Consider the following 15123-nt stretch of genomic DNA (forward strand, 5'->3'; position numbering starts at 1 on the left):
CGGATAGTTCTAAAAAAAATCGGCTGGAAAGTCAATTTGACCACGAAGTTAAAAAGAAATTCTAGATTTTGCACTGTTTTGGATATAAGAAAATTACGCAAACGAATGCGATTTAGAAAGGATATCCAATTCCAATATTAAAGGTTAATTGACTTAATTTAAACGGACGATGAGCAATAATCCATCTATCACTAGAGCTTAGAGCAGGATCGCGTAATTTAAGACCTAGATCGATACGGAAAAGAATAAAGTTTAGATCGACACGAGTACCAAAACCTGTTCCTAAAGCAATTTCTTTATAAAATCTATCAAATTCAAAATCAGCTCCAACACGATCATCCTTCTTCGAAATTGCCCAGATATTACCTGCATCTACAAATAATGCTCCCTCTAAGGCCCAAAATAGTTTAAACCGATATTCTAAATTAGCTTCAAATTTTAAATCTGCCGAATTATTTGGATAAATCGCCGCATCATCAGAATAATAAGAACCTGGACCTAAGGATCTTACTTGCCAAGCTCGAATCCCATTCGCTCCTCCTGAAAAATAACTTTTTTCGAACGGCAAAACTTCTAAGTTTCCGTAAGGTAAGCCTGCCCCTAAGAAAACCCGATAAACCATCGTATTTGCTTTATTGATATGATGATTAAAACGATATTCTATATCGCTTTTTAAATATTGAGCAAATCGAATTCCAATAAAATCATAATACTTACCTTCTACACTACCAGAATCGTCATAATCTATCTTTTCAGAGCTTCCAATCAACTGACTGATAGCTTTAAGGCTATTTCCAGCCGATTCAATATTAAATCGCAGATAGTTATAGTTCCCTGGTCTATTAATATTCTGATCATTATAGGTCAACGAATATCTACTAGTAGATATTACGTGATCGGTAAATGAATTTTTAATGTATAAATTATCTATTGACTCCAAAAAATCATCACTCAAATTTTTAACATCAACAAAATTTAACTCTACTAAGTTTAGAGTATGCTGTAAAAATTTCGATGATTTCCACACATAACCAAAACTGGCATCAGCAATGGTACGAGTATAATCTGGACGTTCTTGATAATTATAGGACAGCGAAAAAACTGTTTTAGGATTGAAAGATTTTCGAAATTTCTCGGCATTAAGCAAAGGCAATAAAAATTTAGGAATACTTAATTTCGATTCAATTCCATATTCCGACGAACTAAAATCGGTTTGTTGACTCGACTTTAAGGTCTCCTTTGCTGTAGAAAATTGCAGATCGAAAATTTCTGCACCACCAAATAAATTTTTGTGTTGATAATTTAAGTTTCCGGCAAAACCTATATTTCCTGATGAATTAGTACCCTCTAATTCAACAGAATAAGACTGTTGCTCATGAGGTGTTAGCTGGATAATACAATTTAGACTTCCAAACTCATCCTCATCGAAACCAGCAAGTTCTTCAAATTTCACATTTAGAAACTTAAACTGTCCTAAAGATTGCAATCTACTATAAGTTTGCTCTACTGATTTTAAATTATAAAGTTCTCCTTGCCGTATTAATATAGATGATAAAATTACGTCGGGCTTCACTTTAATTTTTTCTCTATAAATAAATTCAACTCCTTCATATTGAATAGTATCCAGAGCCTTAAAATACTTTTTATCATTCAACATGATTAACTTAGGATCGTACTCTGTAAATATTGAAACTTGATTAATTCGATATTTTTTAATGATATTGCTTTCATCGGGGGTTTTAAGTCCTACAAAAACATCCATTTTATGATCTTTGTTAGTACTATCCATTACAAAATGAACATACTCCCTTGAAAAATTAAAATAACCTTGGTTCTTTAATAATTTCGAAATTCGAACCCTCTCCTTAGTTAAGACATCAGCATCCACTTTTTCGCCTAACTGAACATCCGAATTGATTTTATCCGCTATAACATAATGACGAACCAAACTTGAATCGGACATTTCCCCCTTTTCTTGAAAAGGAGAAAGAAAGTTGTACGGAAGCTCATTAATTTCGCGATACACATTTTGATAACGATAAGGTTCTTTGGAGTTTACAAAGTAATATACCTTTGCTTTTTTTCTTTTAAAACTTACCGAATCGCGAACTTCCGCATTAAAGTAACCTTTCTTCTGCAGGTAAATCTCTAATTGCTGTAAAGAGCGTTTGGTTTGAAAATCCTCATAAATAACAGGCTCCTCACCAATTCTTCTAAGCCATTTATTAAAGCCTTTTTCTTTATCCTTTCCAGATAAATCATATAAACCCAAGTGAAACTTCCAGAAACCCAATATTTTTAAATTTGAAGTCTGTTTCACATTACGTTTCAATTCATTTGTTGCAATAGATTTATCGTCTGAATCAACAATAACCTTACTTAATAGATATTCTCCTTCTCCAACATATTTTGTAGTAGAACAAGCTCCCAGAATGAAAACCATGCTTACTAAAAAAAATAAAATAGGGAAATTATAACTACTTTTGTATTTCTCGTGAGATTTCAAGTATAATAAAAGTATTATTCGGTTTAAAATTACGACAAAGATACTTAACTTCAATGATATATTCTTGGCTTTAACGGCCTTAAAATGATAATTTTTCAAAATAAAAACCGTGCTATCCAAAAATCAAATCAAACTGATAACCAGCCTTCAACAGAAAAAATACAGGGATCAGCATCAGCTTTTCGTAGCAGAAGGGAATAAATTAGTATCAGATCTTATTGAGGCAAATGTCGAAGTAGAATTTCTTATTTACACCAAAGAATGGAAAGCGTCTAATTCTATTTCCAGGAAAACAAAAATCAATAATCGTATTGAAACAGATGCTCTCCAAATAAAAAAAATCAGCACTTTAAAAACGCCATCTTCGGTTATTGCTGTGTTTAAAATTCCTTCTCGAATTATTGATAAAGCAGACATTCAGAATTCTTTATCTTTGGTACTTGATGATGTTCAAGACCCTGGAAACTTAGGAACCATAATAAGAGTAGCCGACTGGTTTGGGATAAAACACATATTTTGTTCTCCAAATACTGTTGACTTATACAACCCTAAAGTTATTCAAGCTACCATGGGAGCAATATCAAGCGTATCTGTTATTTACACAAAGCTTGAAGAATTAATTTTACAATACAAAAATCCATCCTTTCCCATTTATGGTACTTTTTTAGAAGGAGAAATTATTTACAACTGTAAGCTTCAAAAAAAGGGATTTATAATTATGGGAAATGAAGGAAAAGGCGTTTCCGAAAAAATTCAGAATTTAGTGACCAATAAACTATACATTCCCGATTTTCCGAATGGGAAAGCTGTATCTGAATCCCTTAATGTATCTGTTGCAACTTCAATTATTTGTTCCGAATTCAGAAGACAAGAATTTTAATTATTTATTTGGATTTTGATACCTGTCGAATGCATCGGCACACTGTTCACCATCCATTGCTGCAGACACAATTCCACCAGCATAACCAGCACCTTCGCCACAAGGAAACAAGCCTTCGATTCGAATGTGTTGAAAATTTTCTCGCTCTCTTGGAATTCTAACCGGTGAGGATGTTCGTGATTCTACCCCTAAAATAATTGCTTCATTCGTAAGAAATCCTTTGGATTTTTGTCCAAAAGCCTTGAATCCTTCCTGTAAACGAAATCGGATATGTTCTGGCAACCATTCGTGCATAGAAGAAGAAACAACTCCTGGTTGATAAGATGTTTTAGGCAAAGAACTACTTTTGCGTCCATTTACGAAATCGCCCATTCTTTGAGCCGGTGCTGTTAAGTTCTCTCCACCTTCTATAAATGCTTTTTCTTCTAATTCTTCCTGAAAGTAAAGACCTGCCAAAACCCCATATTGTTGATAGTCCTTTAAATCCTGAGTGCGAATTTCAACCGCCATTCCTGAATTTGCAAAAGCTGTATTTCTGTTCGAGGATGACATTCCGTTCACAACTTGCTGTCTGTCGCCTGTTGCTGCAGGAACAATTACGCCACCCGGGCACATACAAAATGAATATACACCACGATCCTCCACCTGATGAACAAAACTGTAACTTGCTGCTGGTAAATAAGCCCCTCTTCCAGCAGGATTATGATATTGAATTTGATCAATTAATTCTTGCGAATGTTCAATTCGAACACCCATTGCAAATGATTTAGCCTCCAATTCAATTCCTTGCTGCTGAAGCTTACGATATACATCTCTAGCCGAATGTCCTGTTGCTAGTATCACTCCATCGCCAACAATTTTATTCCCACTTTCAGTAGTAACACCACAAATTCTGTCGCCTTCCAAAATATAATCCACCACCTTTGTCGAGAAATGAACCTCTCCTCCAGCTTTTAGAATATTTTCGCGAATTCGTACAATTACTTTTGGCAAAATATCGGTACCAATGTGCGGATGTGCATCAAACAAGATATCGTCCTGCGCACCATGAAAATGTAAAACCCTAAGAATTTTCTTTAAGTCGCCCCTCTTTTTCGAACGAGTATACAATTTTCCATCGGAAAAAGTACCTGCTCCTCCCTCGCCAAAACTGTAATTGGAATCCGAATTTACCGTTCGTGTTCGGTGCAATTCGCCTAAATCTTTTTTTCTACCCTCAACACTTTTGCCTCTTTCTAAAACAATTGGCTGATATCCAAGCTCAATTAAACGGAGCGCGGCAAACAAACCTGCTGGTCCGGCTCCCACCACAACCACTTTCTTTTTCCCCTCTACATTAGAATAGTTAAAGGTAAACTCTTCGGATTCTGGAAAATTCTCCTCACAAGCAACACGAAATCTTAGATTTACCAAGATATTTCGGCGACGAGCATCAATCGATTTTCTCAAAATTTTAATTCCCCAAATCTGAGAGGTAGAAAGTTTTAACTTCTTGGCTAAAATTGGTTTGTAATATTTTTCATCCGAAGCATCCTTCGGACTCAGTACAATATCTAATTCGGTAATCATTCTAAGAAAATATTAGGAGATGAAAATCTCTATTCGAAATGAAAAGAAAGAGTGACTATTTTTGAATTCACTTCCCTAAAAGCATCGGTATAAGCCTCGTAACCAGGATTATCAATATCATATTCATGATTTATAATATCCTTTAAACCTACAGCAAATTTCAACTCGGTTGCAAGCTTAAAATAAGGCAAATAAAAATCAACTCCTGCTCCTAATTCCAAATACAAATCGGTTGTTTTTAATCGCACCAGCATATCATTTTCAGGATCGAGTGCATCCTGCGATTGCACATCAATTTTAAAACTAGCACCACCAATTAAGTACGGACGATAATTATTTAATCGACGGGCACGGTATTTTAGCAGCAATGGAAGATTTACCAAAACGGATTCAACATTAACCTCTTCCACTTCGAGATTAGAATATCGGATGGTTCTTTGACCAAACTCCAATCCTGGGAGAAATCGTAAAGACCAATCTTCATGTAATCGCAAATCGGATACAATTCCCACTGAAAATCCTGGCGAGAACACAACCTGTTCTGCTCTGGCATTCCCAACACCAGAATTATAGATCGCAAAATCCATGCTATTCACGCCGAGAGTAAACCCAAAATGCAACCATTTCTGGTCAATTTTTTGATAGTTTAAAATACTCTCTGCCTTATACCCTCTTTGTGAAAAACAAGAAGTGAAACTAAGCAATAACAATAGTATAAATAGTATTCTTTTCAAATTTCTGAAATTCTTTTAAGTATAAACCTACAAAATACCGTTTTATTGTATTGGCTTGGTTCCAATATAAATGGAGGCTATCCCAAAACTCAACTTTATTTGTTCTGTATCTGTAAAACCACAAGACTTATATATCTTTAGAAAATTCTCTCCATCCGGGAAAGCTCCAACAGATTCAGGCAAATACGTATATGCTGAACTATCTTTAGAAACCATTTTACCCCACAAAGGAAGAATATTAAAAAAGTAAAAATTATAAAATTGTTTTACTGGAAAATTCTTAGGTTTTGAAAATTCAAGAATCACCACTTTACCTCCTGGGCGCACAACGCGATTCATTTCGCGCAAGCCTTTTTCTAAATTCTCAAAATTACGAACCCCAAAAGCGACGGTAATCGCATCGAATGAATTATCAGCAAACTGAATATTTTCCGAATCTCCCTCAAATAATTCTATTTTATTTTGAAGATTTTTCTTTGCAATTTTTTCGCGTCCAACCGCGAGCATTTCTGTAGAAATATCAATTCCAGTAACCTTAACTGGATTTAATTTCAAACAAGCCAAAGCAAAATCGCCAGTTCCTGTTGCAATATCGAGAAGCTGTTTGGGCTGAATAGATTTCAACAATTTAACGGCTTTCCTTCTCCAAAGCTTATCAATTCCCATGGAAAGAAAATGATTCAAAAAATCATATTTCCTTGCAATATTATTAAACATCAGGGCAACCTGATCTTTTTTACTCTTATCTAAATCTTTATAGGGATTTACCACGAATACAAAATATAATGATTAAAATGCATAGCCAAATGGCCAATTCAATTACGAAAGCACAAATATAGTGAATGAAAAACAAAGAACCATTACCTGATTCTTTGTTAAAAAGTAAAACCCCCGTATTGTAATACAAACTTACTTAATTGCTTTTTGCTGATATCCTTTCTTATACTCGACAACGGAACCATACGAAATATCATCTATTCTTAGTTCTCCTTTAGTTACGTGGCCTAAAGTAGAAAATGAAACTCCACTTTCCATCATCATATCAACAAAATCGTCCTCATCTTCCATAGAAACCGACACCACAACTCTTCCCTGAGCTTCCCCAAACAAAAATGCATCTTTACGAATTTCCGCAGGCGAAGTAACATCAAAACCTAAACCTAGAGGCATTGATGATTCAATTAAATTAAAGAAAAGCCCTCCTCTTTCCACAGAATGTGCAGAACTAATTAGTTTCGCCTCGATCAAATCTGTAAGTACTTTATTTATAGCTTTTTCCTCATCAAGATTAAAATAAGGTACTCCTGCATTACACTTTTTATGAATCGAACACAAGTATTCCGAACCCGAAATATCATTTCGAGACTCCCCAATCAGAAAAATCATATCCCCTTTGTTTCTATACATATACGACATATGATTCGTTTCTGGTTTTATTACCCCCAACATCCCAATAATAGGAGTTGGATGAATTGCAACTCGCTTACCTAACACCGAACTTTCATTAAAAAAACTTACATTTCCAGCAACTACAGGAGTATCGAAAAACTCACTAGCATTAGAAATTCCCTTAATGGTTTCAACAAATTGAGAAAAAACATGTTCATCAAACGGACTGCCAAAATTTAAACAATCGTTAAGAGCCAATGGCTTTCCTCCAGAACAAACAATTCTACGAACTGCTCGGGCAATATTAATCTGCGCCCCTAAATTTGGATTATTGAAGGCATAAACTGAATTGCCTGACAGGGTAAAACAAAGCGCCTTACCATTTGAATTCATGGTAGCTATTTGAGCATCGGAAGGTGACTTATTCGTATCCTCTTCAAAACTAAGTTGCAGAAACTCCTTTACTATTAAATTTGGATTATTTACCATTTCATTAATTACCTTCCAGTAATTATCTGGCTCGGGAATAAGCTCTAAAAAATCAATTTCTTTTTCAGTTTGAATTGGGTGATGTTTTCTGTTTGCAGGTGGTGCACCATATCCCATCACTAAATCATTCGCATTTAATTCCGCGATAATACTTGATGCTTCTGAAAAGCGAATGGTTTTACCATTGGTAATTTCTCCGATTTTGTTGCAAAGAATGTTAGCTTTTTCAAAAGTATTAAAAACCATCTCTTGCTTATCTTTATCAATAACAAACACGATTCTCTCCTGTGTTCTTGATAAAAGAACCTGCTCTAAACCAAGTCCTGCCTGACTAAGAGGAATTTGATTTAAATCAATATCGACACCAGTTGCTGCATGCACACTAATGGAGGCAACAGCATTAACAATGCCGGCCATATCTAAATTCTCGATACGGACAATTGCATTTTCATCATTCAATTGAAGAATACAATCAATTAGTGAACTGGCAATACTTGGATTTCCTTTCGGAATTGTAAAATCATCATCCTGACCATAAACTCCTTCGGCACTAGTTGCATTTCCTGCAATAAGTACAAGTTGACCGGGCAACACTTTTCTATTTAAAAGTAATTTATTCTTTGGAACCACTCCTGCAACCATCACATTAACAATAGGATTGGTGTCGTAGCAAGTATTAAAACAAACATCTCCGCCTATATTTTCCATATAGAGTACCGAAGAATAATCATGAATTCCTTTTATCACCTCATCCATCAACCATTTGGTTCTATCTAAAGAAGCTTCGCCAAAACGTAAAGAATTTAAAATAAGTGCTGGTTTTGCTCCAACAGATACTAAATCGCGACACACATCGCCCACACAAGTAGCAGCTCCATGATACGGATCAATTCCACAAGGATGATTATGTGTCCCCATTTTAAAAACACAATATTCGTCATCTCCAATATCAACAACACCGGCATTTGACTGACGAGCACCAGAAATAATATTCATCCCTTTATTTGGCAATGAACTGATCCAATTAAAAGAACTTTTATAAGATACATTTTCAGACCACATTACAGAATATATCTGCAATTCCAACAAATTTGGTAATCGACCCAAATTTTTAGAAATTCTTTCAAATCCTTCTTGGCTAATTCCCAAATCTTCTGCTAATTGTATTGAAACTTCCTGTTTTATCATGATGAAAGAATTAAGGTGATAATATTTAAATTTAAAAAAAATAAGATAGTAACACGAATAATCCCGGTAGTTTTTAACTTTACTTTCGATATGAAATTATAAGATATTCTAAAGTAAAATCAATATAAACTTTCAAGTACAATGAACAAAATTGCATTTATAACAGGAGCAACCGCAGGCATTGGTGAAGCCTGTGCTAAAAAGTTAGCCAAATTAGGATTCAATTTAATTATTTCGGGACGACGAAAAGAAAACCTGGAAAAAGTGAAACAAGAGTTAATTGCAAACTATAAAATAAAAGTTTTGGCAATTGAATTGGATGTAAGAAATCAAGATCAAGTTGCAACTAAAATAAATTCTCTTCCCGAGGAATGGACTAAAATTGACCTTCTATTGAATAATGCAGGTTTAGCTGTAGGAGTATCTGCTGTTCAGGAAGGAATAATTGACGATTGGGAAAGAATGATTGATACAAATTTAAAAGGTCTTTTATATGTAACAAGAGCAATTACTCCTTTAATGATTGCAAATAAAAAAGGCCAAATCATTAACATCACATCAATAGCTGGAAAAGAAGTTTATCCTGGCGGAAATGTGTATTGCGCAACAAAACATGCTGTTGATGCAATCACTAAAGGAATGAGAATTGATTTACTACCGCACAATATTAAAGTTTCTTCGATTGCTCCAGGAATGGTTGAAACAGAATTTTCAGTTGTTCGATTCAAAGGGGATTCGAAAAAAGCAGATCAAGTATATCAGGGATTCACCCCTCTTTATGCAGAAGATATTGCAGAAACAGTTGAATTTATTGTAACAAGACCTGCTCATGTAAACATTAATGACATTTTAATAATGCCAACCAATCAAGCTTCGGCAAGAGATGTTAATAGAGCTTAAGGATAATCGATTTATTAGTTAGTTGCAGCGATTTCCTCTGACTCCACAATCCATCTGCCCAAACTATGTTTTTTAGAATTTTGATGCATTGTTTTAGCCAATTGATCTCCAGTAACTGCAATAATTCGTTTTAATTTACCAATAAAAAGAAAATACATATTTCGGCTAATCCAGGCTGCAAATGCTTCGAAAAGCCGAAATTCTTTTCTATCTCCATAAATTACCGAAGGGCGATAGACAACAACAGTTTCAAAATTCAGCGAATTAATAAAGCATTCCAACTCTCCTTTTACCTTCTGATAAAAGAAAATAGATTGAGGACTTGCCCAAATTGCACTTATGAGATGAAATTCTTTTATGCAATGAATTTCGCAAAGTTTTGCAAAATTAGTGATGTATTCGAAATCTACTTTCCGAAAATTACTTTTAGTTTGAGCTTTTCGAATAGTAGTTCCCATACAACAAAAAGCAATATCGCAACATGAAGGGATATTATCTGAGGAAAGAGCCTCAAAATTGACAATAATTTGGAACAACTTATCATTTGTTAGATCAAGTTTACGGCGAACCAAGGCATAAACCTCACCATACTCCTCATCTTGTAATAAAATTTCAATTAATTTTCTCCCTGTAAAACCAGATCCTCCAATAACAAGCGCCTTCATGAGTTTATAAATTTAAGTTTTTACCAAATAAAACTTCCCACATAAGCAGATCATTATTAACATACAAGAAATTAAAAATAGGCTTATTTCCTGATATAATTTTTTGCGATTATAATTTCAATAATCCATGCTGTTTTAACTCCCACACAGGAATTTTAATTTCAGTAGTTCCGCAAACATAATCTCCTAATGAATTGTCTGAAAAGGAAAATACAAAATTATCTTTCTGAAAGGAAAAGAATTGAAAATCGGATGTAACAGAAGGTAAGTCGCTGAAACACTGATTGGGATTCACAAAATACTTCTGCAATAAATTATTTAAAGATTGCAATTCACTCCTCTTTTTTAAATATAGCAAATCGTTCAATTTCAATTGTTTTGCCCCTTGCGCGCTATAGTTAAAACACTTATAATAGGTTTGTCCATGTGCTCCACCCCGATAAGTATAAACTGTAAATCTGGCACTTACATAATTTTCAGCAAAAACATCCAAATTATAATCCACCTTTAATTCTTTATTTTGAACCTCGCGATTTAACTTGAATTTAATATTTTCATCGCATCTCATTTCTCCTAAAAGTGAATTTACAAAATTCTTAATATCCCTATTTAAAGAATCGCAAACATCGCGAGAGGCACGACTATTGTAACTTAATTCAGGATATTTCACCTGAAAAAGCCTATCCTTTTTTCGTTGCGATATTTCCATTTCATTCACAATGAGTCTAAAATCATGCCTACAGGAATAAATCTCAAACACACTGAAAAGCATCAACAATCCAACTAATAAATTCTTCTTTGTCTTCAAATCACACACTTAAATTATCTAAATTAAGGTACGCCTTTTATCCTAAAAACAAAAATACTAAACCGTCACTTTTCTAGTGATCTAAAACCATTTACCTGCAAAAAGAACCAGTTAAAAAAAAATCAACTGACTCGGTAAACTATCCAATTTAAGGCCAGTTTATTTTTGGAACTTAAATCCTATTGTTTGCACGAAATCAATGCTTTAATTTTTTCTAGTAATAGTTCCTTTTTTATTGGTTTTGAAATATAATCGTTACACCCCTCTTCAATTGCTTTATTTTCATCCCCATCCATGGCATAAGCAGTTTGTGCAATAATTGGCAAATCAGGCTTAAAGCTCTTAATTTGTTTTGTAGCAATTAAACCATCCATTACTGGCATTCGTATGTCCATTAAAACCAAATAAATATTCTGATTTTTCCTACACATCTCAACCGCCTCTTCGCCATTTTCAGCCCTAACAACCTCATAGCCACTTCTTTTCAATATTGCTTCGATTAATTTAAAATTTGAAATTTCATCTTCGGCAACCAATATTAATGGTGTATTTTCTGTTTTCATACCATTTGTTGTATCTAATTCTTTCTTACTATTTACTGTGGAGAGGATACAATCTAGTTTTAAAGTGAAAATTGAACCAACATTAAGCTCCGATTCTACTTCAATGGAACCGCCCAACATATCCATTATTTTTTTTGAAATAGCTAGGCCTAATCCAGTACCTCCAAAAGTTCTGGTTATGGATTCATCTGCTTGACGAAACCGATCAAAAATCACATTTTTCTTATCCTCATTAATCCCAACTCCACTATCCTTAACATACAAAGTCAAAATTTCACCATCCACTTTATATCCAAATTCAACAAAACCTTCATTAGTAAATTTCAAGGCATTTTTCATTAAATTAGTCACAACCTGTAACAACCGATGGAAATCGGTTTTTACCAATATATTGGAATATCTGTTGTCGTTTTTAAACTGCAAACCTAGACGGTGCTTATTTTCCTGAATCTGTTTTTCCTTAGACATTTTCTTAATACTTTCCAGAAAATCGGCCATAAAAAACTCCTCTTCATCTACTTGAACACTTTCGCTTTCAATCAAGGTAAAACTCAAAATATCTTCAATAATTCCTAGTAGTTGATTTCCGCTCATGTTTATTAAGCGTACAAACTCCATAATTTCGGTTATCGACAATGACTCATCGCACAAATTAGAAAATCCAATAACCGCATTAAGTGGGGTTCTTAATTCGTGCGACATGTTTGCCAAAAAAGCCGATTTCAATCGATCCGATTCCTCTGCTCTTCTTTTAGACAAAAGCAATTCTCTTTGAAATTTCTTAGTTTCTGTGATATCTTCTTTTACTGCAACGATATGGGTAATTTTCCCTTCCCCATCTTTTATCGGTGAAAATATAGATCGCTCCCAAAAAAGCTCCTTGTTTTTCTTCTTATTCAGAATTTCTCCACCCCATTCTTTCCCTGCAAGCACGCTATCCCACATATCCTTATAAGTTTCCAAAGGAGTTGAATCTGATTTCAGAAATCGAGGATTTAACCCCCGAACCTCATTAAAACTATAGCCAGTTACTTGGCAAAATTTTGGATTTACGTATTCAATATTTCCTTGCGTATCTGTAATGATAATTGATGCTGGACTTTGCTCTGTAGAACGTTGCAGAATTCTTAATTTAATATCATTTGCTTTTTTAACTGTTCCGGCTGCCAATTGAATAGAAAGTTCTTCCAGCAACCTAATACTTTCAGCATTCATTTCTGTAGCTTCTGAAAAACTAGTAACACCAAAAACACCAACTATTTTCTCTTCTGCAATTAGAGGAATTCCCAACCAGCTTTTGGGAATTCTTTCTAAAGAAAGTTTATTGGAACGAACAAAATCGTTTACCTGTTCCTCATTCAAGTAAAGCGTTCTTTTTTCTCTAATTACAACACTGCTTAACGATTCGGAATAGTCAATCGCCTTAAAATCTTTATCTTTTTCGATAAATGCACGTAAATAACGCTTATCGGGTGCAATTAATTCTAAAAACAACTGTCCTACACCAATAACCTGTTCTAATTCCTCTCCTATTTTATTAATCAACTCAACCGAATTCATCGACGAATTCAAAAGATCCGAAATGTGACGTATAATTAATTCCCTTTTTTGATTCCAGACCAGCTGTGTCAAATTTCTATAAATTGCATAAACAGCAAGTTGATTATTATCTAGTACAATTGACTTTCCTAGCAACTGGACATGAATTTGCTTCCCAAATTTAGTATGACGTATGGTGGTAAGGTCCGTTTGGTTACCAATGGAAACATTTTTTGTTGCTTGTAAACCTTCCTCCTTAAATCTTTCTGGAACTATTAAATCATTTATTTTTTTTGATATAATTTCTTCTTCCGAATATTCAAACAACCTAAGAAATTCTTTATTTGCTTGAATTACAATATCATCATTATCTAATATCACAATTGCATCAAAAGAGTGATCGAACAAATTCTCAAAGAAAGTTTTTTGAATTCGAAGTTCATTTGCTGCCTCTTGATTCTTTCTTATCTCACTATTTAAATCATAGTTCATTTCGAATTGAGATGCAATTACTCTTACAAAACGAATCGATCTGTTAATATTCTCTTCGATTTCTTCTCTTGAAAGTACTTTTACAAGTTTAGAGGCTTCTTTTTCTTCCTCAATCAGTAAATTTCCTTGTGCAATTTCCCAAGCTTGTAAATCCGAATTTTGAATAAATTGTCCGTAAACAAAATATCCAAAAACAGCACCTTTCACCTTTACAGGTATAAATACAGCTCTAGTATAATTCGCATAAACAAGTTCAACACATTCATCCTCTCTTTCGGTTTTAACTTTCGAAACCTCCGCAAAAAGATCATTAGTCCCTCCAGTAAATTCACTATCCAACAATGTCATTGCTTTAGAATCGTTACTATAAACGTATCGATTTTTATAATCTACGAACAAACACGAACATTTACTTAAAAATGAAAAATCATTTAAAAGAGTATTTAAATTTTTGGGAATAGGAAGCGTATCAAAACATTCTAACGTATTTTTTGATACTGACTTTTTAGGGGAATAAAGAGAATTAACCTTAACCATAGAGGGAATTTACATTAGTAAAAATAGGAGAATACAATGCTTATACTCTTTTTTTGAGCTTTGAGTTGTAAAAAAGCAGCCTTTTTTTCATATTTTATCTAAGCTTCAACACATTCCTATTCAATACTATAAACAATAACTCATGCTTACATTAATTCTTTAACAAGCACATCCCTTACAACAAAAAACACTATTCTACTCAAATACAATAGGTTGTTGAAAGCCCTGTTTAACTTGGAAAAATTGCAGTATCTCGTTTTTTTTAATACATTTGAAATACATAATTTCATTTCATGAAAAAGCTAATTGGATTCAATATAAAAAGAAATAAAAAGCTATTAGTTTCCGATATCATAAAATTCTATGAAGTAAGAGGCTATACTCTAATGGAGGCTAATGCACAAGGCATGACTTTTCATCGAGGAAGTAATACTGGTTATCTGCTATCTTTAAATCCAATAAAATGGAAAACAAGAGTTGAAATTGAGATTATTAAAAAGGAAAGATTGGATTATAATGTATATGCCTGTTACCACTTTAGCTCATTTTTATTTTTCATATCCCAAGAAGAAAATGATTTTTTCAACGAAGAAATAGCTGCTTTTTCAAAAGCAATTGAACAATTTGAAGTAGATGTGGAACAACTGGAAAATCTTGCAAAAGAAACCTCAAAGTCGAACTTTAATTACATCCTTAAATCATTCCCTATTGGAATAATTCTAGCTCTTCTTATTATTTTTACCGCAAACCTTTTGATGGAAGGACAACTACCAAATATCATAGCATCTTGTATTACAGGATTTTCCATTTTAATTTGTTACTATTTATTGGTTAAAACAAACAGTAAAACATAAACCTATCTGC

At 33.7% G+C, this 15123-nt stretch carries 11 protein-coding genes; 3 read left to right on the top strand and 8 right to left on the bottom strand.

The features are described 5' to 3' along the window. Nucleotides 1-112: 112 nt before the first annotated feature. Nucleotides 113-2443 carry a translocation and assembly module lipoprotein TamL gene (tamL, locus tag BZG02_RS18400; RefSeq protein WP_101263217.1) on the bottom strand — a complete coding sequence of 777 codons (2331 nt, stop codon included), beginning with the start codon at nt 2441-2443 and terminating at the stop codon, nt 113-115. A gap of 172 nt (nt 2444-2615) precedes the next feature. On the opposite strand from tamL, the gene BZG02_RS18405 reads away from it, so the two are divergent. Then, entirely contained in the window at nt 2616-3386 is a 771-nt protein-coding gene (locus BZG02_RS18405; protein WP_218972298.1) for a TrmH family RNA methyltransferase, read from the top strand. Here the strand turns inward: BZG02_RS18405 and BZG02_RS18410 are convergent, their stop codons facing one another. The 4 genes from BZG02_RS18410 to BZG02_RS18425 all read right to left on the bottom strand — a co-directional run bounded on the left by BZG02_RS18410 (nt 3387) and on the right by BZG02_RS18425 (nt 8755). After that, nucleotides 3387-4955, bottom strand: a complete 1569-nt coding sequence (locus BZG02_RS18410; protein ID WP_101263219.1) for an NAD(P)/FAD-dependent oxidoreductase — start codon at nt 4953-4955, stop codon at nt 3387-3389. It abuts the gene before it with no gap. A 29-nt stretch (nt 4956-4984) separates the two neighbouring features. Then, nucleotides 4985-5689: a type IX secretion/gliding motility protein PorT/SprT gene (gene porT / locus BZG02_RS18415; RefSeq protein ID WP_143470515.1), complete on the bottom strand. Its 705-nt coding sequence runs from the start codon at nt 5687-5689 to the stop codon at nt 4985-4987. Between the two features lie 42 nt (nt 5690-5731). Beyond that, a complete protein-coding gene (ubiE, locus tag BZG02_RS18420) occupies nt 5732-6460 on the bottom strand; it encodes a bifunctional demethylmenaquinone methyltransferase/2-methoxy-6-polyprenyl-1,4-benzoquinol methylase UbiE (RefSeq protein ID WP_218972299.1) in 729 nt (242 codons plus the stop codon). A 138-nt stretch (nt 6461-6598) separates the two neighbouring features. Next, nucleotides 6599-8755, bottom strand: a complete 2157-nt coding sequence (locus tag BZG02_RS18425) for an AIR synthase related protein (RefSeq protein WP_101263221.1) — start codon at nt 8753-8755, stop codon at nt 6599-6601. A 141-nt stretch (nt 8756-8896) separates the two neighbouring features. Between BZG02_RS18425 and BZG02_RS18430 the strand changes: the two genes are divergently transcribed. Further along, a complete protein-coding gene (locus BZG02_RS18430) occupies nt 8897-9655 on the top strand; it encodes an SDR family NAD(P)-dependent oxidoreductase (protein ID WP_101263222.1) in 759 nt (252 codons plus the stop codon). A gap of 14 nt (nt 9656-9669) precedes the next feature. On the opposite strand, the gene BZG02_RS18435 is transcribed toward BZG02_RS18430, so the two are convergent. From BZG02_RS18435 to BZG02_RS18445, 3 genes are all read right to left on the bottom strand, one after another. Continuing rightward, nucleotides 9670-10320: a Rossmann-fold NAD(P)-binding domain-containing protein gene (locus tag BZG02_RS18435; protein ID WP_101263223.1), complete on the bottom strand. Its 651-nt coding sequence runs from the start codon at nt 10318-10320 to the stop codon at nt 9670-9672. Nucleotides 10321-10429: 109 nt separating this feature from the next. Beyond that, nucleotides 10430-11128 (bottom strand): PdaC/SigV domain-containing protein, encoded by a 699-nt coding sequence (locus BZG02_RS18440; protein ID WP_143470516.1) that lies wholly within the window; start codon nt 11126-11128, stop codon nt 10430-10432. Nucleotides 11129-11307: 179 nt separating this feature from the next. Then, nucleotides 11308-14070 (bottom strand): PAS domain S-box protein, encoded by a 2763-nt coding sequence (locus tag BZG02_RS18445; protein ID WP_180335782.1) that lies wholly within the window; start codon nt 14068-14070, stop codon nt 11308-11310. Nucleotides 14071-14552: 482 nt separating this feature from the next. Here BZG02_RS18445 and BZG02_RS18450 point away from each other — a divergent pair, with 482 nt between their 5' ends. After that, nucleotides 14553-15113 (top strand): hypothetical protein, encoded by a 561-nt coding sequence (locus tag BZG02_RS18450; protein ID WP_101263226.1) that lies wholly within the window; start codon nt 14553-14555, stop codon nt 15111-15113. Nucleotides 15114-15123: the final 10 nt, after the last annotated feature.

The sequence above is a fragment of the Labilibaculum filiforme genome (assembly GCF_002843315.1).
Classification (GTDB): domain Bacteria; phylum Bacteroidota; class Bacteroidia; order Bacteroidales; family Marinifilaceae; genus Labilibaculum; species Labilibaculum filiforme.

What these genes read in the sequence shown, in the direction of transcription:
- BZG02_RS18425 (WP_101263221.1), bottom strand. Translation starts at nt 8,755, where the DNA reads ATGATAAAACAGGAAGTTTCAATACAATTAGCAGAAGATTTGGGAATT.
- BZG02_RS18450 (WP_101263226.1), top strand. Translation starts at nt 14,553, where the DNA reads ATGAAAAAGCTAATTGGATTCAATATAAAAAGAAATAAAAAGCTATTA.
- BZG02_RS18445 (WP_180335782.1), bottom strand. Translation starts at nt 14,070, where the DNA reads ATGACATTGTTGGATAGTGAATTTACTGGAGGGACTAATGATCTTTTT.
- BZG02_RS18435 (WP_101263223.1), bottom strand. Translation starts at nt 10,320, where the DNA reads ATGAAGGCGCTTGTTATTGGAGGATCTGGTTTTACAGGGAGAAAATTA.
- BZG02_RS18430 (WP_101263222.1), top strand. Translation starts at nt 8,897, where the DNA reads ATGAACAAAATTGCATTTATAACAGGAGCAACCGCAGGCATTGGTGAA.
- tamL (WP_101263217.1), bottom strand. Translation starts at nt 2,443, where the DNA reads ATGGTTTTCATTCTGGGAGCTTGTTCTACTACAAAATATGTTGGAGAA.
- BZG02_RS18410 (WP_101263219.1), bottom strand. Translation starts at nt 4,955, where the DNA reads ATGATTACCGAATTAGATATTGTACTGAGTCCGAAGGATGCTTCGGAT.